This is a genomic window from Pseudomonas sp. PK-RTE-24 (genome assembly GCF_054052265.1).
Genome location: NZ_CM133224.1, coordinates 127,448 through 150,795 on the forward strand (window position 1 = coordinate 127,448; position 23,348 = coordinate 150,795).

The window sequence follows — 23,348 nt, forward strand, 5'->3', positions numbered from 1 at the left end:
CCTTTTCCAAACGCCGAAAAGGTAACCCAAAAGGCTTTGCCCCGGCGTACGGCCCGCTCGCTGGGGCTCGGGGTACCTTCGTTACGGGACCGATCCGGGCGCAGCGGCTCCGGTTGGCTTCGCTGCACCTACACTCGCTGTGTACGACTGCGTCGTACGGTCGCTACGCTCCCACCCCCGGATCGATCCCGTAACGAAGCCTGCCGAAGGGGCAAAAGATCAAAAGCAAAAGCCAAAGCCAGATCAAGAGCCCCTCACCCTAGCCCTCTCCCAGAGGGAGAGGGGACTGACCGAGGTGTTTGGGCGAAACACGCCGACTTGCGATACCGAGTCGAATGCAGGTTTTGAACACCGCAAAAATCGGCTCCCTCTCCCTCGGGAGAGGGCTGGGGTGAGGGGCGAATCCACCGAAAATCTCAAGCCATGCGACGCTTCTAACCACTCAACAATGAGCGCAAGCTCGAGTGCTTTTGATCTACGGGCGACGTCGGAAGGCTGAGCGGAGGGATTGATCCGGGCGTGGGAGCGCAGCGACCGTCTGGCGCAGCCAGACACAGCGGAAGGAGGTGCAGCGAAGCAAACCGTAGCCGCTGCGCCCGGATCAGTCCCGGAGCGAAGGAACCCGAGCCTGCGAGGGCCGAACGCAGGAGCTAGCGTTTTTTGCTTACTTTTTTAGGCGCTTGTAAAAAAGTAAGTCGCCGTCAGGCGAAACCGCCAGCAGCCGCTACCGAAGCAACGGATATTCACCCAACCCCCCAACAGCCTGGTCGGCCCAAAGGCCGCCAAGGCCGCCAAGGCACAAAAAAAAGGGGCAACCGAAGTCGCCCCAAAATGCCTTGCGTGCCCATCAATCCAGAAGAACTCACTTGCGCCGCTTATGCGCATCCTTCCAGATAAAAAATCCAAACCCTGCAAAAAACAGCACCATGAGCCCCACCGTGAGAACCCCGGCAAACACCACGTTATCGAAAAACATGACTGACCTCCCGGCCCTGCTTTGCTTTGCTGCGATGGATTCAAATTAACAAACACACAGGCGCACATATTGATCAGGATCAATATCCGCAACGAAGGGAAATAAAGGAGGGGAAATAACTGATCTGCATCAACCAATGCAGCGGGAGATCAACGCTTTTTCGGTTTGTTCTTCGACTTTTTCTTGGCTTTTCCCAACGGCATCGCCTGCTCGAAAGCCTGGCGCACTTCGTTCAGGCGCTTTTCGTTGAGGTCATGCACTCGCTTGGCGCGTTCAGTGCTGAGGTCGATCAGTTTGTCGTCTTGGCTCATGGCGTCCGGCACATCGCAGAAGAGATCACAGCTGCCGTCACCGACAGGATTGCGCCAATCATGCCGCCTGGCGCAGGCGCTGACCAGTCGCTGCTCAAATCTCGATATCAACCCACAAGCCCTGACGCGGCTGATCGTCTATCAACGGCACCACCGGCACGGTGTTGTCGGCATTGAGCTCAGTGCCCGGCACGGCCAGATGCTCTTCGGGATCTTCATCGGCCTCGCGACGTCGGCGGTCACGTTCTTGTTGACGACGCTGTTCTTCGCGCGCGAGCAGACGATCCTCTTCCGGATCACGCTTCTGCAGATCGATCGTGCTTTCGTTGGAGCTTTCCTGCACCGGCACCACTGGCGGGATGTCCGGCCGCTGGCGGATCGGATCCTGCTGGGAAGTGATCGGCACGGCGCTCAAGGGGAGCATCGGTGGCAACATATAAAGGTCTCCTGTCTGCAGGCTATCGGCTGGGGTGCAGGCGCCTTGAGCCGCCTGTCGCAATTGTGTGATGCACCTCGCACCTGTAGGAGCTGCCGCAGGCTGCGATCCTTATCAGACAGCTCAAACCTGAAGGGTTCTCAAAGATCAAAAGATCGCAGCCTTCGGCAGCTCCTACGCCAGTAATCTTTGGCCCTGAAGCCCTCATTCCGTTAAGATAGCCCGCTTTTTCAAGGTGGGAGTCAGGCAGCATGGCGCAGCAGTATCAACCGGGGCAACGCTGGATCAGTGACAGCGAAGCAGAGCTTGGTTTAGGCACCGTTCTGGCACAGGACGGCCGCTTGCTGACCGTGCTTTACCCGGCCACTGGCGAAACCCGCCAGTACGCGCTACGGAATGCGCCCCTGACCCGCGTGCGGTTCTCGCCGGGCGACTCCATCACCCATTTCGAAGGCTGGAAGATGACCGTGCAGCAGGTCGACGACGTCGACGGGCTGATGGTCTATCACGGCCTCAACGGGCAGAACGAAGTCGTCACCCTGCCGGAAACCCAGCTGTCGAACTTCATTCAGTTCCGTCTGGCCAGCGACCGCCTGTTCGCCGGACAGATCGACCCGCTGCCGTGGTTCTCCCTGCGCTACAACACTCTTGAACACACCAGCCGCCAGTTGCAGTCCTCGCTGTGGGGCCTGGGTGGCGTGCGTGCGCAACCGATCGCGCACCAGTTGCACATCGCCCGCGAAGTCGCCGACCGTATCGCCCCGCGCGTATTGCTGGCGGACGAAGTGGGTCTGGGTAAAACCATCGAAGCCGGTCTGGTCATCCATCGCCAACTGCTTTCGGGCCGCGCCAACCGCGTGCTGATCCTTGTCCCGGAAAACCTCCAGCATCAGTGGCTGGTTGAGATGCGCCGCCGCTTCAATCTGCAGGTCGCGCTGTTCGACGAAGAACGCTTCATCGAAAGCGATGCCACCAACCCGTTCGAAGACACGCAACTGGCGCTGGTCGCGCTGGAGTGGCTGGTCGACGACGAGAAGGCGCAAGACGCCTTGTTCGCTGCCGGTTGGGACCTGATGGTGGTGGACGAAGCGCATCACCTGGTCTGGCATGAAGACAAGGCCAGCGCGGAATATTCGCTGGTCGAGCAACTGGCCGAAGTGATTCCCGGCGTGCTGCTGCTCACCGCCACCCCGGAACAACTCGGTCAGGACAGCCACTTCGCCCGTCTGCGCCTGCTTGACCCGAATCGTTTCCACGACCTGGCCGCGTTCCGCGCCGAGAGCGACAACTATCGCCCGGTCGCCGAAGCGGTGCAGGAACTGCTCGACAAGGGCCGCCTCTCGGCCGAAGCGCACAAGACCATTCACGGCTTCCTCGGCAACGAAGGTGAAGCCCTGCTCACCGCCGTCAACGATGGCGATACTGAAGCCAGCGCCCGCCTCGTCCGTGAGCTGCTTGATCGCCACGGCACCGGTCGCGTGCTGTTCCGTAATACCCGCGCGGCCGTGCAGGGTTTCCCGGAGCGCAAACTGCACCCGTACCCGCTGCCGTGCCCGGACGAATACCTCGAACTGCCGCTGGGCGAACACGCCGAGCTGTACCCGGAAGTCAGCTTCCAGGCGCAGCCGGACGCCAGCGAAGAAGAGCGCTGGTGGAAATTCGATCCGCGCGTCGAGTGGCTGATCGATCAGCTGAAAATGCTCAAGCGCACCAAGGTGCTGGTGATCTGCGCCCACGCCGAAACCGCGATGGACCTGGAAGACGCGTTGCGCGTGCGTTCCGGCATCCCGGCCACGGTGTTCCACGAAGGCATGAACATCCTCGAGCGTGACCGCGCCGCCGCCTACTTCGCTGATGAAGAGTTCGGCGCGCAAGTGCTGATCTGCTCGGAAATCGGCAGTGAGGGTCGCAACTTCCAGTTCGCTCATCATCTGGTGCTGTTCGATCTGCCGTCGCACCCGGACCTGCTCGAGCAGCGTATCGGTCGTCTTGACCGGATCGGCCAGAAACACATCATCGAACTGCACGTGCCGTACCTGGAAACCAGCCCGCAAGAGCGCCTGTTCCAGTGGTACCACGAAGCGCTCAACGCCTTCCTCAACACATGCCCGACCGGCAACGCCTTGCAGCATCAGTTCGGCCCACGCCTGCTGCCGCTGCTCGAAGAAGCCGATGACGGCGAGTGGCAAGCGCTGATCGACGAAGCACGCGCCGAGCGTGAGCGTCTCGAAGCCGAGCTGCACACCGGTCGCGACCGTCTGCTGGAATTGAATTCCGGCGGCGCTGGCGAAGGTGAAGCGCTGGTCGAGGCGATTCTCGAGCAGGACGATCAGTTCGCCCTGCCGATCTACATGGAAACCCTGTTCGACGCGTTCGGCATCGACAGCGAAGACCATTCGGAAAACGCCCTGATCCTCAAGCCGAGCGAGAAGATGCTCGACGCCAGTTTCCCGCTGGGCGACGACGAAGGCGTGACCATCACTTACGACCGCAACCAGGCGCTGTCACGCGAAGACATGCAGTTCATCACCTGGGAACACCCGATGGTGCAGGGCGGCATGGATCTGGTGCTGTCCGGTTCGATGGGCAACACCGCCGTCGCGCTGATCAAGAACAAGGCGCTGAAGCCGGGCACCGTGTTGCTGGAATTGCTCTACGTCAGCGAAGTGGTCGCACCGCGCTCGCTGCAACTGGGTCGCTACCTGCCACCGGCGGCGCTGCGTTGCCTGCTCGATGCCAATGGCAACGACTTGTCGCCACGGGTGTCGTTCGAAACCCTCAACGATCAGCTGGAAAGCGTTCCCCGCGCCAGCGCCAACAAGTTCATCCAGGCCCAGCGCGATCAGCTGACGCCACGGATCAATGCCGGCGAAGAAAAGATCGCCCCGCGTCACGCCGAACGTGTGGCCGAAGCGCGCCGTCGTCTGGCCGCCGACACCGACGAAGAACTGGCGCGCCTGACCGCCTTGCAAGCGGTCAACCCGACCGTGCGCGACAGCGAACTGGAGGCGTTGCGCACTCAGCGTGAGCAGGGTCTGGCGATGCTCGACAAAGCGGCGCTGCGCCTGGAAGCGATTCGGGTGTTGGTAGCGGGCTAACCGCCCCGCTTCATCGCTGAAAACCAAGAGGCCCGCAGTGATGCGGGCCGATCGTTCCCACGCTCTGCGTGGGAACGATCATGTGGGAGCGAGCCTGCTCGCGAAAACGGTCAGGCAGTCGCCGCAGAAATTTCAGGTTCAACCACCGCCACCAACCCCTCCTTCATCCGCTGTGCATCGCGAACAAAACACCGCGATGCCAGAAACAGAAAGACCATGGTCAGGAACAGCGCCACTGGGATCAGGTACATCGCGTCATGCAGGCCGACAGCCTTGAACGCTTCGGTCATCTGCTCAGCCCCTGCCGCCAGCATCGCCGTGTGCGCGAAGTGATCCGACAGACCACCCACGACCACCGGCCCCAACCCGCCGCCGAGCAGATACAGACCGGCGAAGAACAACGCCATCGCCGTGGCCCGCAGGCGCGGTTCGACGACGTCCTGAATTGCCGTGTACACGCAGGTATAGAAGTTGTACGCGAACAGCCAGCCAACGCTGAACACCGCGACGAACACGCCGATCTCAATGCGCCCGGCATGCAGCGCCCAGGCTGTGCACAACGTCGAAATGATCAGACTGAACGCGGCGAACAACAGCCGCCCACTGGCGAAACGCTGATGGATCTTGTCGGCGATCCAGCCGCCAAGGGTCAGCCCGACCAATCCCGTCACGCCAACGATGAGACCAGTTGCCACCGCCGCCTCCTGCAACGGCATGAGGAAATAGCGTTGCAGCATCGGCACCAGAAACGAGTTGCAGGCATAGGTCGCGAAGTTGAAGCACAGCCCGGCCATCACTAGCCACAGGAAGGTCGGCACGGCGAGGACGCGGCGGATCGGTTTGTCGACTTTCTCTTGCGAGACCTGCACGGTTTCAGCCGCGCCGCGTTTCGGCTCTTTGATGAAGAACATGAACACCGCGAGGATCAGCCCCGGCACGGCGGCGATGAAGAACGGCGCGCGCCAGCTGTCGAAGGCCTTGACCATCGCGCCGATGGTGAAGAACGCCAGCAGCAGCCCCAGCGGCAGGCCAAGCATGAAAATACCCATCGCCCGCGCCCGACGGTGCGCCGGAAACAGATCGCCGATCAGCGAGTTGGCCGCTGGTGCATAACTGGCTTCGCCGATGCCGATGCCCATGCGCACGATCAAAAAGCTCCAGAAACTGCCGACCATACCGTTGACCGCAGTCAGCGCACTCCAGGTGGCCAGGCCCCAGCCCATCAGCTTGCTGCGTGAACCGGTGTCGGCCATGCGCCCGAGTGGCAGGCCGGCAATGGCGTAAACGATGGTGAACGCGGTGCCGATGATGCCCAGCTGAAAGTCGCTGAGGTGCCATTCCATGCGGATCGGTTCGATGATGATCGCCGGGATGGTGCGATCGAAGAAATTGAACAGGTTGGCGAGGAACAGCAGGAACAGAATGCGCCAGGCATTCGCCGCTTGGGTCGAGTTCTGCATGGGTCCGTCTCTTTATTGTTATGAGGGCTTCACTGCCAGCGCGTCGAGCCCGGAACCTGCAATCTAGTCAGCCGCGCGGGGGCTGTCTGTCATCATTCGTCAGCCTGATATCGACCCATCGCACTGTAACGAAACGTAAGCCCTTGATAACTCTGGAATCCCCCGCCATACGGGGCTTTCGCGGCAAAATCCGGCGACAAAAAAATAGTTTCGCGCCCCCCTTCCCAACGCCATGGCAAAGTCTAGAATGGCCGCCGGATCCGTCCGGATCTTCCGATCAATCCCTTTGATACCCCCGCTCATGTCCGAAGCCAGTCCGTGTCTGAATTGCGGTGCCTGCTGTTCCCATTTTCGCGTGTCTTTTTTCTGGGGTGAGTGCTCATCCTCTGGCGGGACGGTGCCCGATGAACTGGTCGCGCAGATCACCCCGAGCCGGGTGGCAATGATCGGCACCGATCGCAAACCGGCGCGTTGCATGTCCCTGGCGGGTGAGGTCGGCAGTGCCGTGGCCTGCACGATCTATGACAAGCGCTCGAGTACGTGTCGTGAGTTCGAGGCGTCGTGGGAGAACGGCGAACACAACCCGGACTGCGACAAGGCCCGCGCTGCCCACGGCCTGCCCCCCTTGCCGCCACACTGGAATGATCTGCCACTGGAGCGCACTGCCTGAGCCTTAGCGCAAATCGCTATGAGGCTAATGGCAAAATCATTACCACCAATGTGCCACTACGCCTTGCAGCGTGAAAACCGCCTCTATACTCCATCCATTCGCCTGCGTTGATTGACGCACGGGCCAGATGAATCCGAGACGGGGCATGCTATGGAGTGGCTTGGTTTGCAGTTTGTTGCCGAGCTGCCGGCGAGCGGGCAGATTCTCCTCGATTGCAGCCACAACCCTTTGTTGGTGATGGTGGCCTACCTGGTCGCCTGCGCGGCGAGTTTCGCCACCCTGGACATGGCAGAGCGCCTGGTACATGCCGAAGATCCGGGGTCGCGGCGCATCTGGCGCTGGATCGGCGCGACCTGCCTGGCCGGCGGCATCTGGGCCATGCACTTCATCGGCATGCTGGCCTTCCAGACCCCCATCGATATTCAGTACGACCTCGGCATCACCCTCTTGTCGTTACTGATCGCTCTGCTCGCATCGTGGCTGGCCATGCACACTCTCAGTGAGGTGCAGCCGAGCGCGCTGCATTGCCTGAAGACCGCGTGTGTCATCGGTTTGGGCATCGCTGGCATGCATTACGTCGGCATGGCAGCGATGAAGTCGAGCGCCACCGCCTACTATCAGCCAGGGCTGTTCGCGCTGTCGGTGCTGATTGCCATCGGCGCCAGCTTCACCGCGCTCTGGGTGGCGCGCTATCTCAGCGAAGGCAGCGGCGTCGCGCATCAATTGCTCAAGTACAGCGCGGCGCTGATTCTTGGCGCCGGCATCATCAGCATGCACTTCACCGGCATGGCTGCGCTGGATCTGGTGCTTCCCGAAGGTGCCCTGGCAGCGAGCGGCAGTGAAACCGGGCATTTGCAACTGGGCCTGACCGTGGCGCTGATCATCCTGTTGATTCTCGGCAGTGCGATCAGCGCTGCCCTCGCCGACAAAAAGCTGCAGAACAAGGAAAACGACCTGCGCCGGGTCAACGCCCTGCTCAGCCAACTCGATCAGGCGCGCATGTCCCTGCAGCAAGCGGCCAATTACGACGCGCTGACCAATCTGATCAACCGCCGTGGTTTCAACCAGATGTTCGCCGAAAAACTCAGCCAGAAAACCAGCGAGGGCGGCATGCTCGCGGTGATGTTTCTCGACATCGACCACTTCAAGCGCATCAACGACAGCCTCGGCCATGATGCCGGTGACGCGCTGCTCAAAGTCATCGCCCAACACATCAAGAGCTCAGTGCGCAGCCATGAAGACGTGGTCGCGCGTTTTGGCGGCGACGAGTTCTGCATCCTCATCAGCCTGCGTGACCGCGAAGAGGCGCGCGGTATGGCGCAGCGCATCATGCACAAGATGAAAGAGCCGATCGAACTGGCCGGCCGGCGCATGGTGATGACCACCAGCATCGGCATCAGCCTGTTTCCCGAAGACGGCACTACCTGCGAAGAGCTGCTCAAACACGCCGACCTGGCCCTGTACCAATCCAAAGGCGCCGGGCGCAACGGTCTGCACTTCTTCAATTCCAGCCTGAAGACCCGCGCGAGTTTCGAGCTGCAACTGGAAGAGGAACTGCGCAGTGCGCTACGGCAAGACAACGCGCTGATGCTCTACTACCAGCCGATCTTCGAGGTGAAAACCGGACGCGTGACCAAGCTCGAGGCGCTGATTCGTTGGCAGCATCCGGTTCACGGTTTGCTCACACCGGATCGCTTCATCGGTATCGCCGAGAACAATGGTTTGATCGCCGAACTGGACAACTGGGTGTTGCGCCGCGCCTGCAAGGATCTTGGCGAGCTGTCGCGGCATGGTTGTGCCGAATTGAAAATCGCCTGGAACTGCTCGCCGCTGAATCTGGCGCGCGAAGAGCTGGCCGAGGAGATCGAGCACGCCTTACACACTGCGGGCGTTGCCCCGGAACGCCTGGAACTGGAGGTCACCGAAAACGCCTTGATGGGCAATATCGCCGACACTCTGGTGCTGCTGCGGCAGATCCGCGCCCTCGGTGTGTCGCTGTCGATCGATGATTTCGGCACCGGCTATTCCTCGCTGGCCTACCTCAAGCGTCTGCCGCTGAACACCCTGAAAATCGACCGCTCGTTCATCCTCGACATTCCCACCGCCACGGCGGACATGGAGATCGTGCAGGCGATCATCGTCATGGCCCACACCCTGCATCTGCAGGTGGTCACCGAGGGCGTCGAGAGCCTGGAGCAATACGAGTTTCTCGAGCGTTCGGGCTGCGACTTCATTCAGGGTTATCTGCTCAGCCGCCCGGTGCCGCTGGACGAATTGCGCGCGGTGCTCGATGAAATCAACCAGCGCAAACCCGTCCTCGGGGTCAATCCATTGAGTCTGGCGCGCGATACATTTGCACCAGCGTCGCTGGATCCTGCGCTAAAAAGCCTTGCGCCCCATGCAGGCGCATCAATTGTGCGGCCAATCCGCTGATTGGCGTCGCCGAGCCCTGCTCGCGGGAAAATTTCACTGCTGTGTCGAGATCCTTGAGCAGCGTGCGCACGTGCCACTTGATCGGCTCGAAACGGCTTTCGGCCATTTGCGGGGCAAGGATCTGCAACGGCTTCGAATCAGCAAAGCCACCGGCCAGCGCCTCGGCGATCAGGCTGGCATCGACCCCGGCCTGTTCGGCCAACGCCACCACTTCGGCAATCACCAGCGCATTGCACGCGACGATCATCTGGTTGCAGGCCTTGGTCACCTGGCCGGCGCCAACGCCGCCCATGTGCGTGACGCGCTGACCGAGGCTGAGCAGCACCGGGCGTACGCGCTCAAGATCTGCCGCTGCACCACCGACCATGATTGCCAGACTGCCGGCCTCGGCGCCCACCACGCCGCCGGACACTGGTGAATCGAGCCAGCCCATGGCGGTTTTCTCGGCCAGCGCTGCGGCCATCTCGCGAGTCGCGGTCGGTTCAAGACTGGAGAAATCCACCAATAGCTGGCCGTTTTTTGCCCCTTCGGCGATACCGCCAGTGCCAAACACCACTTCACGCACCACGGCGGTATCGGCCAGACACAGCATGACGATGTCGGCGTGTGCGCACAGTTCGGCGGGGCTGGATACCTGGCGGGCGCCGGCCGCAACCAGCGGTGCGCACTTGTCCGGGTTGCGGTTCCACACCGTCAACGGGTAACCCGCCGCCAGCAGACGCCGGCACATCGGCAGGCCCATCAGGCCGATTCCGGCAAACCCCAACGAAGGTAGCGTTGACATCATTTCGCCTCTTTTCGATTAAAGATCACCGAATCATGGCCGATTCATCAACGATCAGGAAAGGATTCCGCCCGGCGATCAGACCAGCCAGCACTACGACGCCCGGGCCGTATTCGCGCACACAAGACGCGAGATCTTATTCCGTGAGGTTCGCCGGCACTGTTCGGCGGGCCAACCCAGTCCAGGTAAATGGCGCACCATGACCTCTAAAAACAACCCCGCCAGTGCAACAGCCGATCTGACCCTGAGCCCCGCCGCGAACAGCGCGTCATTATCCAGACCGACGCCGCCTTCGCGTCCGCTGTCGACCCAGCAATACCTGTACTTCACCGAAACCAACACTGACCGCATCCTCGATAACCTCGACGGCCTGCGCGATTCGGTGTTCCCGCGCCCGGCGCATCAGGAAGGCGACAACGAGCAGCACAACGACCAGGAATTTCCCTCGGTGTGCCTGATCGGCCTCGGTCGCTGCGGCTCCAACATCGCCCTCGACGTGGCGGAGCTGGTGTACAACGCGCGCAAGTTCTACCTCAACGAATTCAACAACGAAGACCGCCCGACCGACCGGCGTCTGGCCGACAAGGGCTACAGCCCAGCGCAGTGGATCAAGAACAATCTGCGCATCGGCACCAGCAAATCGACCAAACCGGTGTTTCTGGTCGAACCGCTGGTGATGCTTGGCGACCTCGACAAGGACATCGCCGGGCGCATCCGTTTCTCGCGCAAGGGCGAGAAAAGCGGCTTCCTGCGCGACTACAGCAAAATGAAGATCATGGACTTGTCCGAAGTCCACGCCGGTGGCGCCGGTAACGCGCCGATCCTCGGCCAGTACCTGGCGAAGATCATCCTCAACAAGGACACCCAGCGCTTCTCCAGCCCCGACTGGAAAATGATCCACTCGTACCTGATCGACAGCTGCGGGATCAAGGCCAACCAGTCGCGCCTGTATTTCTCGATCTTCAGTGCCGGCGGCGGTACCGGTTCGGGCATGGCCTCGGAGTTCGGTCTGGCGCAGCAGCACTCGTACATGAACAAGACCTTCGATACCAAGCCGATGGACGAGCATGACGGCAAGAGCGGCCATTCGTTTGTCTTTGAGCCGATCTTCACCAGCGGCATCTGCGTGCTGCCGAACATTTCCGACCACCGCAGCGAAATGTCCGAGGCGCTGCACATCAACGCCGGGCGCCTGCTGTGCAAATACCTGTCGGAGGAATGGGATTTCTCCTACAACTTCGCCAACGAAGACAGCAGCGAAGCCAGCGTGATGGGGCGTATCCGCCCGTGGAACGCGATGATGCTGATCTCCAACGACATCATGCGCTACGCCGAAGAAAGCGATGACGGGAATATCCAGAACATTGATGTCAATGCCATGGAGAAGCACGCCAACCAGTACATCTCGCAGCAGATCTTCAATATTCTGACGGCGCAGGCAGTCACCACTGACTACGACCAGAACTACTTCCGCCGCGCCGGCATCGACATCGGCGAAACCATCCGCCTGGACGCCAACGACCTGTTCATGAGTCTGGCCGGGCCGGTGGCGATTGCCTACGCCGAATCGGTAGTCCCGGAAACCCCGCCGCCAAGCAGCGACAAATTCAAGGTCTTCGATAAAGAGCCGCAGCGCCTGAACATCGATGACCTGTTCTTCCGTTCGATCGACCTGCCGCACTTCAACAAGGTCACTCAGGCCATCGAAGGCATCAGCCTGCTGCCGATCGAATCCAAGCGTTATCGCGCTTCGCTTGAGCAGTACAAGAATTCCGGCTACGACGCCGCCGCGCTGCACGACCTGCACTTCTTCAAGAATTGCTCGTCGGTGGTGTCGATCGTCTCGCTGCCGAAAGACTACAAGCTGTCGTATATGGACCTGAACCGGTTGAAGACCCACCTCAACAGCCTGTTCCCCAACACCACACTCAAGCGCTACGCGCTGGTGATCGGCGCTTCGGCCAACCTGTCGCTGACCACCCTGATCGCCAAGAGCCCGTGCCTGTCGGACGACTTCCTCACGCTGATCGTGGCGTTCATCAAGCGCTGCTTCGCGAAGAATCCGTACCGTTTCGACGAGACGCTGGATAACTCGATTCTCGACTTCATCATTCAGGAAGACTTCGACGAGGAGCGGATCGACGACCTGCTCAACGAATTCGAGAACCCGGCGAAAATCCTCGATACCAACTGGTACGCGATCAAACCGATGTACGAAAAGAAATACCGTGAGTTGATCAACGACAAGGACAAGTTCGTCTCGATCAATGACATTCGCCTGTCACGCGATTGCGTGAAGAAGTCGATCAAGTACCTGCGCGAGATCTACCGCCACCGGATTGGCAAGACCAAGGTGATTTCGCTGAATAACCATACTGGGAAGACGTTCTCGGTCTGATCCGGCACCGAGTTGCCCCATTCGCGAGCAGGCTCGCTCCCACAGGGAAATGCATTCCAGTGTGGGAGCGAGCCTGCTCGCGAAGGCGCCCTCGACTTCACCGACAAATTCCCGCTTTGCGAACATCCAGAAACAATTAAGCGACCCTCAGGCCGCTCAATAAACTGTTCCCGTTACGTTTACGTCACCGTGAGGCGTGGCATTTCTCCACGGCAAGGTGCCATCACGCTACTCCGCTACACACTTGCGGCGCGGCAATCGAGGCACCAAAAGGGTGCAGGCAATTAAACGGTCGCCCTTTCCTGGATCAGAATCCACGGCGAAACCACCACGGCCCACAGCTGCGGATCACGTTCGAAAATATCCAGCGCCCGCGTTTCAGACAGCTTGGCGACCTTGTCGTCGGCCAGCCAGGCCGCGACTTTCTCGCCTTCATCCGAGACCACGGCCTCGGCGGCGGCGATCAAATCCAGGTCAGGGTCGACCCACAATAGGGCACCCTTGGCGAAGAACGGCTCCAGCTCTTTCCAGGTAATAGATGCCGTTTCACCAAGCAGCTTGGCATAGAGGGTGCTAGGTTCTTGATTCATGGGAGCTGTCCGGAAAAGAAATCGACGCGAATGATAACGTCGGTGGTCCGTCAGAAAAACCCGGTTGCAAATCGCTGCACCGAACGAAAAGAGCAGGAACGCCAGGGAATGCTGCCTTTTGGGATATATGCCCCCGATTGCTCCGCCGCAATTCTGTCTCTTTCATTCAAAAATGCGACACCCCCAAGTTTTGCCCCGTGGCGCCCGCTTCCCAGTTGATCAAGCGGCGCTCTACACTGTACCGGTACAGTTGCCGGGGCATTTTCCGGAGGGTATCGCAAAGATATCTGACCCGGTTCTGCTGCTACGGCGCCAGAACTCTAAAAAATACAACAGTAAGAGTGGAGCACTATGACTAAGGCTACTAAGCAGATTTCCAAACTGTTTGCCGCTATGGTTCTGGCCGGGGTTGCCAGCCATTCGTTCGCAGCTGACACCATCAAAATCGGTATCGCCGGTCCTAAAACCGGTCCAGTAGCCCAGTACGGCGACATGCAGTTCAGTGGCGCGAAGATGGCCATCGAGCAGATCAACGCCAAGGGCGGCGTCGACGGCAAGAAACTCGAAGCCGTTGAATACGACGACGCCTGCGATCCGAAACAAGCGGTAGCGGTAGCGAACAAGGTCGTCAACGACGGCGTCAAGTTCGTGGTCGGTCACCTGTGCTCCAGCTCCACCCAGCCAGCTTCGGACATCTACGAAGACGAAGGCGTGATCATGATCACCCCGGCTGCCACCAGCCCGGACATCACCGCCCGTGGCTACAAAATGATCTTCCGCACCATCGGTCTCGACAGCGCCCAAGGCCCTGCCGCCGGCAACTACATCGCCGATCACGTGAAACCGAAAGTGGTTGGCGTGCTGCACGACAAACAGCAGTACGGTGAAGGCATTGCCACCGCGGTGAAATCGACCCTCGAGAAGAAAGGCACCAAGGTTGCCGTCTTCGAAGGCGTCAACGCCGGCGACAAAGACTTCTCCGCCATCATCGCCAAGCTCAAGCAAGCCGGCGTCGACTTCGTCTACTACGGCGGCTACCACCCGGAGCTGGGTCTGATCCTGCGTCAGGCTCAGGAAAAAGGCCTGAAAGCCCGCTTCATGGGTCCGGAAGGCGTGGGTAACGACTCGATCACCCAGATCGCCAAGGACGCGTCCGAAGGCCTGCTGGTGACCCTGCCGAAATCCTTCGACCAGGATCCGGCCAACGTTGCCCTCGCTGACGCGTTCAAGGCCAAGAAGGAAGATCCGAGCGGTCCGTTCGTGTTCCCGTCCTACTCGGCAGTGACCGTGATTGCCGAAGGCATCAAGGCGGCCAAGTCCGAAGACGCTACCAAAGTGGCTGAAGCCATCCACGCCGGTTCGTTCAAGACCCCGACCGGCGACCTGAGCTTCGACGACAAGGGCGACCTGAAGGACTTCAAATTTGTCGTGTACGAGTGGCACAACGGCAAACCTAAAACCGAAGTTTCGCCTCAGTAAGGCCTTGCCCGACTGACTGCCAATAAAGCCCACGGCGTGCCGTGGGCTTTGTTTTGCGAATGTATGGGCCGCGCTGGCGTGATCCGCCAGTCGACCCACCTGAAAATCTCAAAACCGTCATCAGCGGTTCGCTGGCAAAACCCGGATTCGAAGTGGATAGAGATCCACGGGGCCGGGCGGGAAAATGACTCCACCAGTGAAATGCGTACAGGTTTTTAGGAGCGCTGTAATGCCTGACCTCTATCACTTCTTCCAACAGCTGGTTAACGGCCTCAACGTTGGCAGCATGTATGCCCTGATCGCCATCGGCTACACGATGGTCTACGGCATCATTGGAATGATCAACTTCGCCCACGGCGAGGTGTACATGATCGGTTCCTACGTGGCCTTCATCGCCATCGCCGGGCTGACCATGATGGGACTCGACAGTGTCCCGCTGTTGATGACCGCGGCGTTCATCGCCAGCATCGTCGTGACCAGTTCCTACGGTTACAGCATCGAACGGATCGCCTACCGCCCCCTGCGCGGCAGTAACCGTCTGATCCCGCTGATTTCTGCCATCGGTATGTCGATCTTCCTGCAGAACACTGTTCTGCTGGCGCAAGACTCCAAGGACAAAGCTATCCCCAACCTGATCCCGGGCAACTTCGCCTTCGGTCCGGGTGGCGCACAAGAAGTGCTGATTTCCTACATGCAGATCGTGGTGTTCGTGGTGACCCTGATCGCCATGCTCGGCCTGACCCTGTTCATCTCCCGTTCCCGTCTGGGCCGCGCCTGCCGCGCCTGTGCCGAGGACATCAAGATGGCCAACCTGCTCGGCATCAACACCAACAACATCATCGCCCTGACCTTCGTCATCGGTGCTGCGCTGGCGGCGGTCGCTGCCGTGCTGTTGAGCATGCAATACGGCGTGATCAACCCCAACGCCGGTTTCCTCGTCGGCCTCAAGGCCTTCACCGCTGCGGTACTGGGCGGCATCGGCAGCATCCCCGGGGCAATGCTCGGCGGCCTGGTGCTCGGTGTAGCGGAAGCGTTCGGTGCCGATATCTTCGGCGACCAGTACAAGGACGTCGTTGCGTTCGGCCTGCTGGTTCTGGTGCTGTTGTTCCGTCCGACCGGCATTCTGGGCCGTCCGGAGGTTGAGAAAGTATGACTAGGAATCTTAAACAGGCACTGTTCAGTGCCTTGCTGGTGTGGGCGGTGGCCTACCCGGTACTGGGTCTGAAACTGACCATCGTCGGCATCAATCTGGAAGTGCACAACACCAGCCCTGCGGTACTCGCGACCATCGCGATCTGCTCGGTGCTGATGTTCCTGCGCGTGCTGTTCAACCAGCAGATCAGCAAGGCCTGGCGCTCCTCGCCGGGCATGCCGCTGATCCCGGCCAAGGCCAGCAACTTCCTGACCCTGCCAACCACCCAGCGCTATTTCATCATTGCGCTGATTCTGATCGCCCTGGTCTGGCCGTTCTTCGGCTCCCGTGGCGCGGTGGATATCGCAACGCTGATCCTGATCTACGTGATGCTCGGCCTGGGCCTGAACATCGTCGTCGGTTTGGCCGGTCTGCTTGACCTCGGTTACGTCGGTTTCTACGCCGTCGGCGCCTACAGCTACGCGCTGCTGTCGCATTACTACGGTTTGAGCTTCTGGATCTGCCTGCCGATTGCCGGCCTGATGGCGGCGACGTTCGGCTTCCTGCTGGGCTTCCCGGTGTTGCGTCTGCGTGGCGACTATCTGGCGATCGTGACCTTGGGTTTCGGCGAAATCATCCGTCTGTTCCTGCGTAACCTGACCGACATCACCGGTGGCCCGAACGGCATCAGCAACATCGAAAAACCGACGTTCTTCGGCCTGACCTTCGAGCGCAAAGCCGCCGAAGGCCTGCAGACGTTCCACGAGTATTTCGGCCTGCAATACAACTCGATCAACAAGGTGATCTTCCTTTACCTGGTTGCGCTGTTGCTCGCACTGGCCGCGCTGTTCGTGATCAACCGTCTGCTGCGCATGCCGATCGGCCGTGCGTGGGAAGCGCTGCGTGAAGACGAAATCGCCTGCCGCGCGTTGGGCCTGAACCCGACCGTGATCAAGCTCTCCGCCTTCACCCTGGGTGCTGCGTTCGCCGGTTTCGCCGGCAGCTTCTTCGCTGCACGTCAGGGGCTGGTGACGCCCGAGTCGTTCACCTTCATCGAGTCGGCGATCATCCTCGCCATCGTCGTGTTGGGTGGCATGGGCTCGCAACTGGGCGTGATTCTGGCGGCGATCGTGATGATCCTGTTGCCGGAAATGATGCGTGAGTTCAGCGAGTACCGCATGTTGATGTTCGGTGCGCTGATGGTGCTGATGATGATCTGGCGTCCACAAGGTCTGCTGCCGATGCAACGCCCACACATGGAGTTGCGCAAATGAGCCGCGAGATCCTTAAAGTCGAAAATCTGAGCATGCGCTTCGGCGGTTTGCTGGCGGTCAACGGCGTGGCGCTGACCGTCAAGGAAAAACAGGTGGTTGCCCTGATCGGCCCGAACGGCGCCGGCAAGACCACCGTGTTCAACTGCCTGACCGGCTTCTATCAGCCTACCGGCGGCAGCATCCTGCTCGACGGCGAGCCGATCCAGGGCCTGCCGGGCCACAAGATCGCCCTCAAAGGCGTGGTCCGCACCTTCCAGAACGTGCGTTTGTTCAAGGACATGACTGCGGTCGAAAACCTGTTGATCGCCCAGCACCGTCATCTGAACACCAACTTCCTGTCCGGCCTGTTCAAGACCCCGGCGTTCCGCAAAAGCGAGCGCGAGGCGATGGAATTTGCCGAATACTGGCTGGAAAAGGTCAACCTCAAAGAGTTCGCCAACCGCACCGCCGGCACCCTCGCCTACGGCCAGCAACGGCGTCTGGAAATCGCCCGCTGCATGATGACCCGCCCACGGATCCTCATGCTCGACGAACCGGCCGCCGGCCTGAACCCGAAGGAAACCGAAGACCTCAAGGCGCTGATCGGTGTGTTGCGCGAAGAGCACAACGTCACCGTGCTGCTGATTGAACACGACATGAAACTGGTCATGAGCATTTCCGACCACATCGTCGTGATCAACCAGGGCACGCCGCTGGCCGACGGCACGCCGGAACAGATCCGCGACAATCCTGAAGTGATCAAAGCCTACCTGGGGGAAGCGTAAATGCTGCAGTTCGAAAACGTTTCCACCTTCTACGGCAAGATCCAGGCCCTGCACAGCGTCAACGTCGAAGTCCGTCAGGGCGAGATCGTGACGCTGATCGGCGCCAACGGTGCCGGCAAATCCACGCTGCTGATGACACTCTGCGGTTCGCCGCAGGCGCACAGCGGCAGCATCCGCTACATGGGTGAGGAACTGGTCGGCCAGGACTCGTCGCAGATCATGCGCAAGAGCATCGCCGTGGTCCCGGAAGGTCGTCGAGTGTTTGCCCGTCTGACCGTGGAAGAAAACCTGTCGATGGGCGGATTTTTCACCGACAAGGGCGACTATCAGGAACAGATGGACAAGGTCCTCGGACTTTTCCCACGCCTGAAAGAGCGTTTCAACCAGCGCGGCGGCACCATGTCCGGCGGTGAACAGCAGATGCTCGCCATCGGCCGTGCACTGATGAGCAAGCCCAAGCTGCTGCTGCTCGACGAGCCGTCGCTGGGTCTGGCGCCGATCATCATCCAGCAGATCTTCGACATCATCGAACAGCTGCGCAAGGACGGTGTGACGGTGTTCCTGGTCGAGCAGAACGCCAACCAGGCGCTGAAAATCGCTGACCGCGCCTACGTTCTGGAGAACGGCCGCGTGGTCATGCAAGGCACCGGTGAAGCGCTGCTGACCGATCCGAAAGTACGCGAGGCGTACCTCGGCGGTTGAGTGTTATCGCTGCACAAAAAAACGGCCTTCGGGCCGTTTTTTATGCCCAAACGAAAAACACCGATCCTCTGTGGGAGCGAGCCTGCTCGCGAAAGCGATGTATCACGCACCAATAATGTTGAATGTCACACCGCCTTCGCGAGCAGGCTCGCTCCCACAGGGATACTGCTGAATCCGAAATTTTTTATAAATTTCTCGCCCCACCTGTAACGCATCCCGCCACCCGTTCTCTAGAGGGACAAGCAAGCGCAACAGCACTTGCAGAAACCCTGATAAACCTGGAGAAACATCATGACTGCGACTACCCGTACCCTGTCCGCCACCGCTCTGGTTCTGGCTCTCGGTTCCGCTCTGAGCATCGCCACTGTCTCCACCGCCCAGGCAGCCGATGCCAACATGGAAAAATGCTTCGGCGTAGCCCTGAAAGGCAAGAACGATTGCGCCGCAGGTGCCGGCACCACCTGCGCCGGTACGGCGAAAATGGACTATCAGGCCAACGCCTGGAAGCTCGTTCCGAAGGGCACCTGCGCCACCACCGAGAGCAAAACCTCGCCGACCGGTTTCGGTCAGCTCGAAGCCTTCAAAGCCAAGTCCTGATCCACGGCCTGCCTGAGTGACGCCCATGTTCAGTCATCACGAACCGTCCCTGCCGCGCACTCAGGCAGCTCGCACCGAGCTCCCTGCCCGCGCCGGGCTGGGGCTCAAGACCGGGCACTTCCTTGATGTGCTCGGCTCCGTACCGGACCTCGGTTTCTTCGAGGTCCACGCCGAAAACTACATGGTGGCCGGCGGCCCGTTTCATCATTTTCTCGGTCTGATTCGCGAACAGTACCCGCTGTCACTGCATGGCGTTGGACTGTCGATCGGTGGCGAAGGCCCGCTGGACAGCCAGCACCTCAAACGCCTCGCCGAGCTGATCGAGCGCTATCAACCGCAAGCCTTTTCCGAACACCTGGCATGGTCGAGCCACGGCCCGGTGTTCCTCAATGACCTGCTGCCACTGGCTTACGACACGCCGACGCTGAACCGCGTCTGTGCGCACATCGACCAGGTGCAGAACACTCTGAAACGACCGATGCTGCTGGAAAACCCGGCGACGTATCTGGCGTTTGAGCATTCGACGATCGACGAGGCCGAGTTCATCGCCGAAGTAATCCGCCGCAGCGGCTGCGGCTTGTTGCTCGACGTCAATAATGTCTACGTGTCGTGCATCAATCATCAGCGCGATCCGTCGGCCTACCTTGATGCGTTACCGCTGCACGCAGTCGGCGAGATTCATCTGGCCGGCTTCGCTGAAGATTGCGACAACCTCGGCGACCGCTTGCTGATTGACGATCACGGCGCGCCGGTTGATCAGGCCGTTTGGGATCTGTACCGGCAAGTGCTGCGCCGTATCGGCCCGGTGGCGACGTTGATCGAACGGGATAATCAGGTGCCGGCCTTCGCCGTTTTGCTCGCCGAAGCGCAGCAAGCCGAGACGCTGTTGCGCCAAGCGGAGCGTGCGGCATGAGCACGCAAGCGGATTTCGCCGCCGCCCTGCTCAATGCGCAACTGCCGCATCCCAAGGGCCTGTGCAGCCGTAATGGCGCCGATCCGTCGCGACGTTTTGCGGTGTATCGCAACAACGTGCAGAGCTCGCTGATCAATGCCCTGGCCGACAGCTATCCGGTGGTACTGCAATTGGTCGGCGAGGAATTCTTCCGCGCCATGGCGGCGATTTTCGTCCAGAGTCAGCCGCCACACAGTCCGTTGATGAGCCGCTATGGCGAGAATTTCGCCGACTTCATCGCAGAGTTTGAACCCATCGCCGGCGTGCCTTATGTCGCTGATGTCGCGCGACTCGAGCATTTGCGCACTGTTGCTTACCACGCCGCCGATGCGCAGCCGATCCGGCCTGAACAAGTCAGTGCCGCGCTGGCCGATCCGCAGTCGCTGAGTGAACTGTGTTTCGAACTGCATCCCTCGCTGCACCTGCTCGACTCTGCTTTCGCGGTGGTGGCGATCTGGGCCGCGCATCAGCAGGAGCCAAGTCTGGCGGGCATTGGCCTCCATCAAGGCCAGCATGCCCTGGTGCTGCGCAACGGTCTCGACGTTGAGGTGTTCGCTCTTGAGGCGGGTGCGAGCGTGTTCATTGGTCATCTGCTTCAGGGCTCGCCGTTGCTCGCGGCGGCAGAAAACAGCCCGCCGTTCGATCTCGCGCAAACCCTCGCCTTACTGATTGCGCATAACGCGATCACCCAGCTGAATTACAAGGAGTTGCCATGAACGCCTTTATCCTGCGCGTCATCGCGCTGTTGGAAAAAATCCCGCACAGCCTGATTGCCCTCATCGCGCGTTTTTCCATCGCTGCGGTGTTCTGGAAATCCGGGCAAACCAAGGTCGAAGGACTGGCCGTCGATTTGATTGACGGCACTTTTGAACTGGGCTGGCCACGTTTGGCCGATTCGACGATTCCGCTGTTTCAGAGCGAGTACAACCTGCCGCTGCTGTCGCCGGAAATTGCCGCGCATCTGGCGGCGTTTGCCGAGCATGTGTTTCCGCTACTGATCCTGCTCGGCTTCGCCACACGATTTTCGGCGCTGGCATTGCTCGGCATGACGTTGACTATCCAACTGTTCGTCTACCCGGATGCCTACCCGACCCACGGCACCTGGGCGGCGGTGTTGCTGTACCTGATGGCGACCGGGCCCGGCAAATTGTCGATCGATCAGCTGATTGCCCGCCGTTTGGCAAAATAAGATCCCCCCTGTGGGAGCGAGCCTGCTCGCGAAAGCGGTGTGTCATTCAACATCGGTATCGACTGAACTGACGCATTCGCGAGCAGGCTCGCTCCCACAGGGAAATCACATCAGCGCTGGAGTCGATCCAGCGCCTCGCCACTGCGCTTGAACCAGCCCATCAAATAATCCGCCAACACCTGCGTGCGCTTGGGCAATCCACCCTGATACGGGTGCACCAGATACATCGGCATGCGTCGGGTCTGGTAATCGCGCAGCAACCAGCGCAAGCGGCCGTCAGCCAGTTCCGCTTGCAGCAGATACGACGGCAGACGGGCGATGCCGGCGCCGGACAGCGCTGCTTTCTTCAACAGGCTGTAGTGATTGCTGGCAAACGGACCCGAAACCCGCACCCGCAACAACTCGTGCTGCTGGTGATACAGCCATTCTTCGCGACCGCTGTAATGGCTGTTGAGCAGACAACGATGCTCGGCCAAGGCATGGGGCGTCGCCGGCTCGCCGAAGCGCTCGAGGTAGGCCGGACTGGCGCAGGTCATTTCGTGCCACGCCAACAACGGCTTGGCCACCAGCCGATCGTCATTGGCCACTTCGGCGCGAATCGCCAGATCAAAGCCATCGCGCGACAGATCGCGATAACTGTTGTTCAGCTCCAGCTCGATCTGCACCTCCGGGTATTGCCCGGAAAACTCCAGCAGCAAGCCGTCGAAGAAGGTCTCGCCGAGCGACACCGGAACCGTCATGCGCACGGGGCCGGCCATGTCGTCCTTCAACCGCGCCAAAGCCTGCCGTGCGCGTTCGACCTGGACCACCAGCGCCTGGGCCTGCGGCAGCAGCGCCGCCCCCGCCGCCGTCAGACTCAAGCGCCGGGTGGTGCGTTGCAGCAATACCACACTGAACTGCGCTTCGAGCTGGCTGATGCGCTTGGACAACTGGCCTTTGCTGCAGCCCAACTGCTGCGCCGCAAGGGTGAAACTGCCGGCCTCGATCAGCACAGCGAACGCGGCGAGATCATCCATTTCGCTCATGGATTGTTTCCAATTGAAAACCAAAGGTTGCCTATTAGTGCGCTTATCCGCTGAAAAAACCACCCTAGACTGAAACCTCATTCACACACATGGGGTACAGCTCGATGAAAATTCTGTTGATAGGCGCAGGCGGCACCATCGGCTCAGCGGTGGACAAAGAATTGTCGCAACGCCACGAGGTCATTCGTATCGGTCGTAACAGCGGTGACTTGCAAGTGGATATCAGCGACAGCGCCTCGATCCGCAAGCTGTTCGAACAGACCGGCAAGTTCGATGCGCTGATCTGCGCGGCGGGCAACGTGACGTTCGCACCGCTGGACGACATGACCGAAGACAGCTTCGCCCTCGGCCTGAAAGACAAACTGATGGGTCAGGTCAATCTGCTGCTGATCGGCCGCGAGTACGCCAACGATGGCGCTTCGTTCACGTTTACCACCGGCGTGCTCAGCCACGACCCGATTCGTAGCGGCGCCTCGGCAGCGCTGGTCAACGGCGCCATCGACAGCTTCGTCCGCGCCGCCGCCATCGAACTGCCGCGTGGCCTGCGAGTGAACTCGGTGAGCCCGACCGTACTGACCGAAGCCCTGGGCAAATACGCGCCCTACTTCCGTGGCTTCAAGCCGGTTCCTGCCGCGGAAGTGGCATTGGCCTACGCGAAAAGTGTCGAAGGATTGCAAACAGGGCAGACGTTTCACGTGGCCTGAATGATTAATCGATCAAGGTAGGTAAAAGCCGTTTGGCGACAGACCGCGACATAGAGATCCTGAACTCCCCGCCCAGCTCGGATCGCACTGTCGCCGTGGAAATGTGCTGGCCGTTGATCGAAAGACTCAATGGCTGGCCCATCGCCTCATGACTGATTGCCTTAGCCCTCGCAGTGGCTACGGGTGTCAACACCAGGGATAGTTCGACAAGATCCGGATTAGGCCCCTGATCATCCTTGAGCAGCATTACCATCTTTGTGAAATCAACCCCTGAAGAGAAAGCCAAATCGGCTGCCTGGACGCTGACAGCGCTTGCAGATGCCAACAGCAACAGCGCAATTTTCCATTTCATTTAACACTCCCTGATCCATCAA

Annotated in this window: 22 protein-coding genes; 14 read left to right on the top strand and 8 right to left on the bottom strand. The window is 60.2% G+C overall.

Annotated features, from left to right (window positions below):
* Positions 1-862: 862 nt before the first annotated feature.
* From ccoM to ACV8MC_RS00615, 3 genes are all read right to left on the bottom strand, one after another.
* Positions 863-976 (bottom strand): cytochrome c oxidase subunit CcoM, encoded by a 114-nt coding sequence (gene ccoM, locus ACV8MC_RS00605; RefSeq protein WP_016771346.1) that lies wholly within the window; start codon positions 974-976, stop codon positions 863-865.
* 149 nt (positions 977-1,125) lie between these two features.
* Positions 1,126-1,287: a hypothetical protein gene (locus ACV8MC_RS00610; protein ID WP_016771347.1), complete on the bottom strand. Its 162-nt coding sequence runs from the start codon at positions 1,285-1,287 to the stop codon at positions 1,126-1,128.
* Between the two features lie 94 nt (positions 1,288-1,381).
* On the bottom strand, positions 1,382-1,723 hold the full coding sequence (locus ACV8MC_RS00615; protein ID WP_024011931.1) for a hypothetical protein: 342 nt from the start codon (positions 1,721-1,723) through the stop codon (positions 1,382-1,384).
* 251 nt (positions 1,724-1,974) lie between these two features.
* Between ACV8MC_RS00615 and rapA the strand changes: the two genes are divergently transcribed.
* A complete protein-coding gene (rapA, locus tag ACV8MC_RS00620; protein WP_252868915.1) occupies positions 1,975-4,821 on the top strand; it encodes an RNA polymerase-associated protein RapA in 2,847 nt (948 codons plus the stop codon).
* Positions 4,822-4,931: 110 nt separating this feature from the next.
* On the opposite strand, the gene ACV8MC_RS00625 is transcribed toward rapA, so the two are convergent.
* Positions 4,932-6,281, bottom strand: coding sequence for a spinster family MFS transporter (locus ACV8MC_RS00625; protein WP_217864180.1), 1,350 nt, complete (start codon positions 6,279-6,281; stop codon positions 4,932-4,934).
* 301 nt (positions 6,282-6,582) lie between these two features.
* Between ACV8MC_RS00625 and ACV8MC_RS00630 the strand changes: the two genes are divergently transcribed.
* On the top strand, positions 6,583-6,951 hold the full coding sequence (locus tag ACV8MC_RS00630) for a YkgJ family cysteine cluster protein (RefSeq protein WP_256810546.1): 369 nt from the start codon (positions 6,583-6,585) through the stop codon (positions 6,949-6,951).
* Between the two features lie 150 nt (positions 6,952-7,101).
* Positions 7,102-9,384, top strand: coding sequence for a putative bifunctional diguanylate cyclase/phosphodiesterase (locus ACV8MC_RS00635; RefSeq protein WP_236168010.1), 2,283 nt, complete (start codon positions 7,102-7,104; stop codon positions 9,382-9,384).
* On the opposite strand, the gene ACV8MC_RS00640 is transcribed toward ACV8MC_RS00635, so the two are convergent.
* Positions 9,275-10,171 (bottom strand): NAD(P)-dependent oxidoreductase, encoded by an 897-nt coding sequence (locus ACV8MC_RS00640; RefSeq protein ID WP_236168011.1) that lies wholly within the window; start codon positions 10,169-10,171, stop codon positions 9,275-9,277. The genes ACV8MC_RS00635 and ACV8MC_RS00640 overlap by 110 nt on opposite strands.
* 196 nt (positions 10,172-10,367) lie before the next feature.
* Between ACV8MC_RS00640 and ACV8MC_RS00645 the strand changes: the two genes are divergently transcribed.
* The gene (locus ACV8MC_RS00645) at positions 10,368-12,566 is read left to right on the top strand and encodes a hypothetical protein (protein ID WP_236168012.1); all 2,199 of its coding nucleotides are present in this window, start codon (positions 10,368-10,370) and stop codon (positions 12,564-12,566) included.
* A gap of 284 nt (positions 12,567-12,850) precedes the next feature.
* Here the strand turns inward: ACV8MC_RS00645 and ACV8MC_RS00650 are convergent, their stop codons facing one another.
* Entirely contained in the window at positions 12,851-13,156 is a 306-nt protein-coding gene (locus tag ACV8MC_RS00650; RefSeq protein ID WP_236168013.1) for a DUF2288 domain-containing protein, read from the bottom strand.
* 351 nt (positions 13,157-13,507) lie between these two features.
* Here ACV8MC_RS00650 and ACV8MC_RS00655 point away from each other — a divergent pair, with 351 nt between their 5' ends.
* From ACV8MC_RS00655 to ACV8MC_RS00695, 9 genes are all read left to right on the top strand, one after another.
* Positions 13,508-14,635: a branched-chain amino acid ABC transporter substrate-binding protein gene (locus tag ACV8MC_RS00655; protein ID WP_016771354.1), complete on the top strand. Its 1,128-nt coding sequence runs from the start codon at positions 13,508-13,510 to the stop codon at positions 14,633-14,635.
* A 229-nt stretch (positions 14,636-14,864) separates the two neighbouring features.
* Positions 14,865-15,788 carry a high-affinity branched-chain amino acid ABC transporter permease LivH gene (livH, locus tag ACV8MC_RS00660; protein WP_016771355.1) on the top strand — a complete coding sequence of 308 codons (924 nt, stop codon included), beginning with the start codon at positions 14,865-14,867 and terminating at the stop codon, positions 15,786-15,788.
* Complete coding sequence (locus ACV8MC_RS00665; RefSeq protein ID WP_016771356.1) at positions 15,785-17,041, top strand: high-affinity branched-chain amino acid ABC transporter permease LivM; 1,257 nt, start codon at positions 15,785-15,787, stop codon at positions 17,039-17,041. Before livH ends, ACV8MC_RS00665 begins: the two co-directional genes overlap by 4 nt.
* The gene (gene livG / locus ACV8MC_RS00670; RefSeq protein WP_016771357.1) at positions 17,038-17,805 is read left to right on the top strand and encodes a high-affinity branched-chain amino acid ABC transporter ATP-binding protein LivG; all 768 of its coding nucleotides are present in this window, start codon (positions 17,038-17,040) and stop codon (positions 17,803-17,805) included. Before ACV8MC_RS00665 ends, livG begins: the two co-directional genes overlap by 4 nt.
* Positions 17,806-18,507, top strand: coding sequence for an ABC transporter ATP-binding protein (locus ACV8MC_RS00675; RefSeq protein WP_003222380.1), 702 nt, complete (start codon positions 17,806-17,808; stop codon positions 18,505-18,507).
* Between the two features lie 291 nt (positions 18,508-18,798).
* A complete protein-coding gene (locus tag ACV8MC_RS00680; RefSeq protein ID WP_041478029.1) occupies positions 18,799-19,104 on the top strand; it encodes a BufA1 family periplasmic bufferin-type metallophore in 306 nt (101 codons plus the stop codon).
* Positions 19,105-19,129: 25 nt separating this feature from the next.
* Complete coding sequence (bufB, locus tag ACV8MC_RS00685) at positions 19,130-20,017, top strand: MNIO family bufferin maturase (RefSeq protein ID WP_236168014.1); 888 nt, start codon at positions 19,130-19,132, stop codon at positions 20,015-20,017.
* The gene (locus ACV8MC_RS00690; protein WP_236168015.1) at positions 20,014-20,772 is read left to right on the top strand and encodes an HvfC/BufC N-terminal domain-containing protein; all 759 of its coding nucleotides are present in this window, start codon (positions 20,014-20,016) and stop codon (positions 20,770-20,772) included. The genes bufB and ACV8MC_RS00690 overlap by 4 nt, the downstream gene beginning before the upstream one ends.
* Positions 20,769-21,245 (top strand): DoxX family protein, encoded by a 477-nt coding sequence (locus ACV8MC_RS00695; protein WP_457264149.1) that lies wholly within the window; start codon positions 20,769-20,771, stop codon positions 21,243-21,245. The genes ACV8MC_RS00690 and ACV8MC_RS00695 overlap by 4 nt, the downstream gene beginning before the upstream one ends.
* A 110-nt stretch (positions 21,246-21,355) precedes the next feature.
* On the opposite strand, the gene ACV8MC_RS00700 is transcribed toward ACV8MC_RS00695, so the two are convergent.
* The gene (locus ACV8MC_RS00700) at positions 21,356-22,270 is read right to left on the bottom strand and encodes a LysR family transcriptional regulator (RefSeq protein ID WP_136492099.1); all 915 of its coding nucleotides are present in this window, start codon (positions 22,268-22,270) and stop codon (positions 21,356-21,358) included.
* Positions 22,271-22,374: 104 nt separating this feature from the next.
* On the opposite strand from ACV8MC_RS00700, the gene ACV8MC_RS00705 reads away from it, so the two are divergent.
* On the top strand, positions 22,375-22,974 hold the full coding sequence (locus ACV8MC_RS00705; RefSeq protein ID WP_150743365.1) for a short chain dehydrogenase: 600 nt from the start codon (positions 22,375-22,377) through the stop codon (positions 22,972-22,974).
* Positions 22,975-22,978: 4 nt separating this feature from the next.
* On the opposite strand, the gene ACV8MC_RS00710 is transcribed toward ACV8MC_RS00705, so the two are convergent.
* Positions 22,979-23,326: a hypothetical protein gene (locus ACV8MC_RS00710; RefSeq protein ID WP_095180553.1), complete on the bottom strand. Its 348-nt coding sequence runs from the start codon at positions 23,324-23,326 to the stop codon at positions 22,979-22,981.
* Positions 23,327-23,348 lie beyond the last annotated feature (22 nt).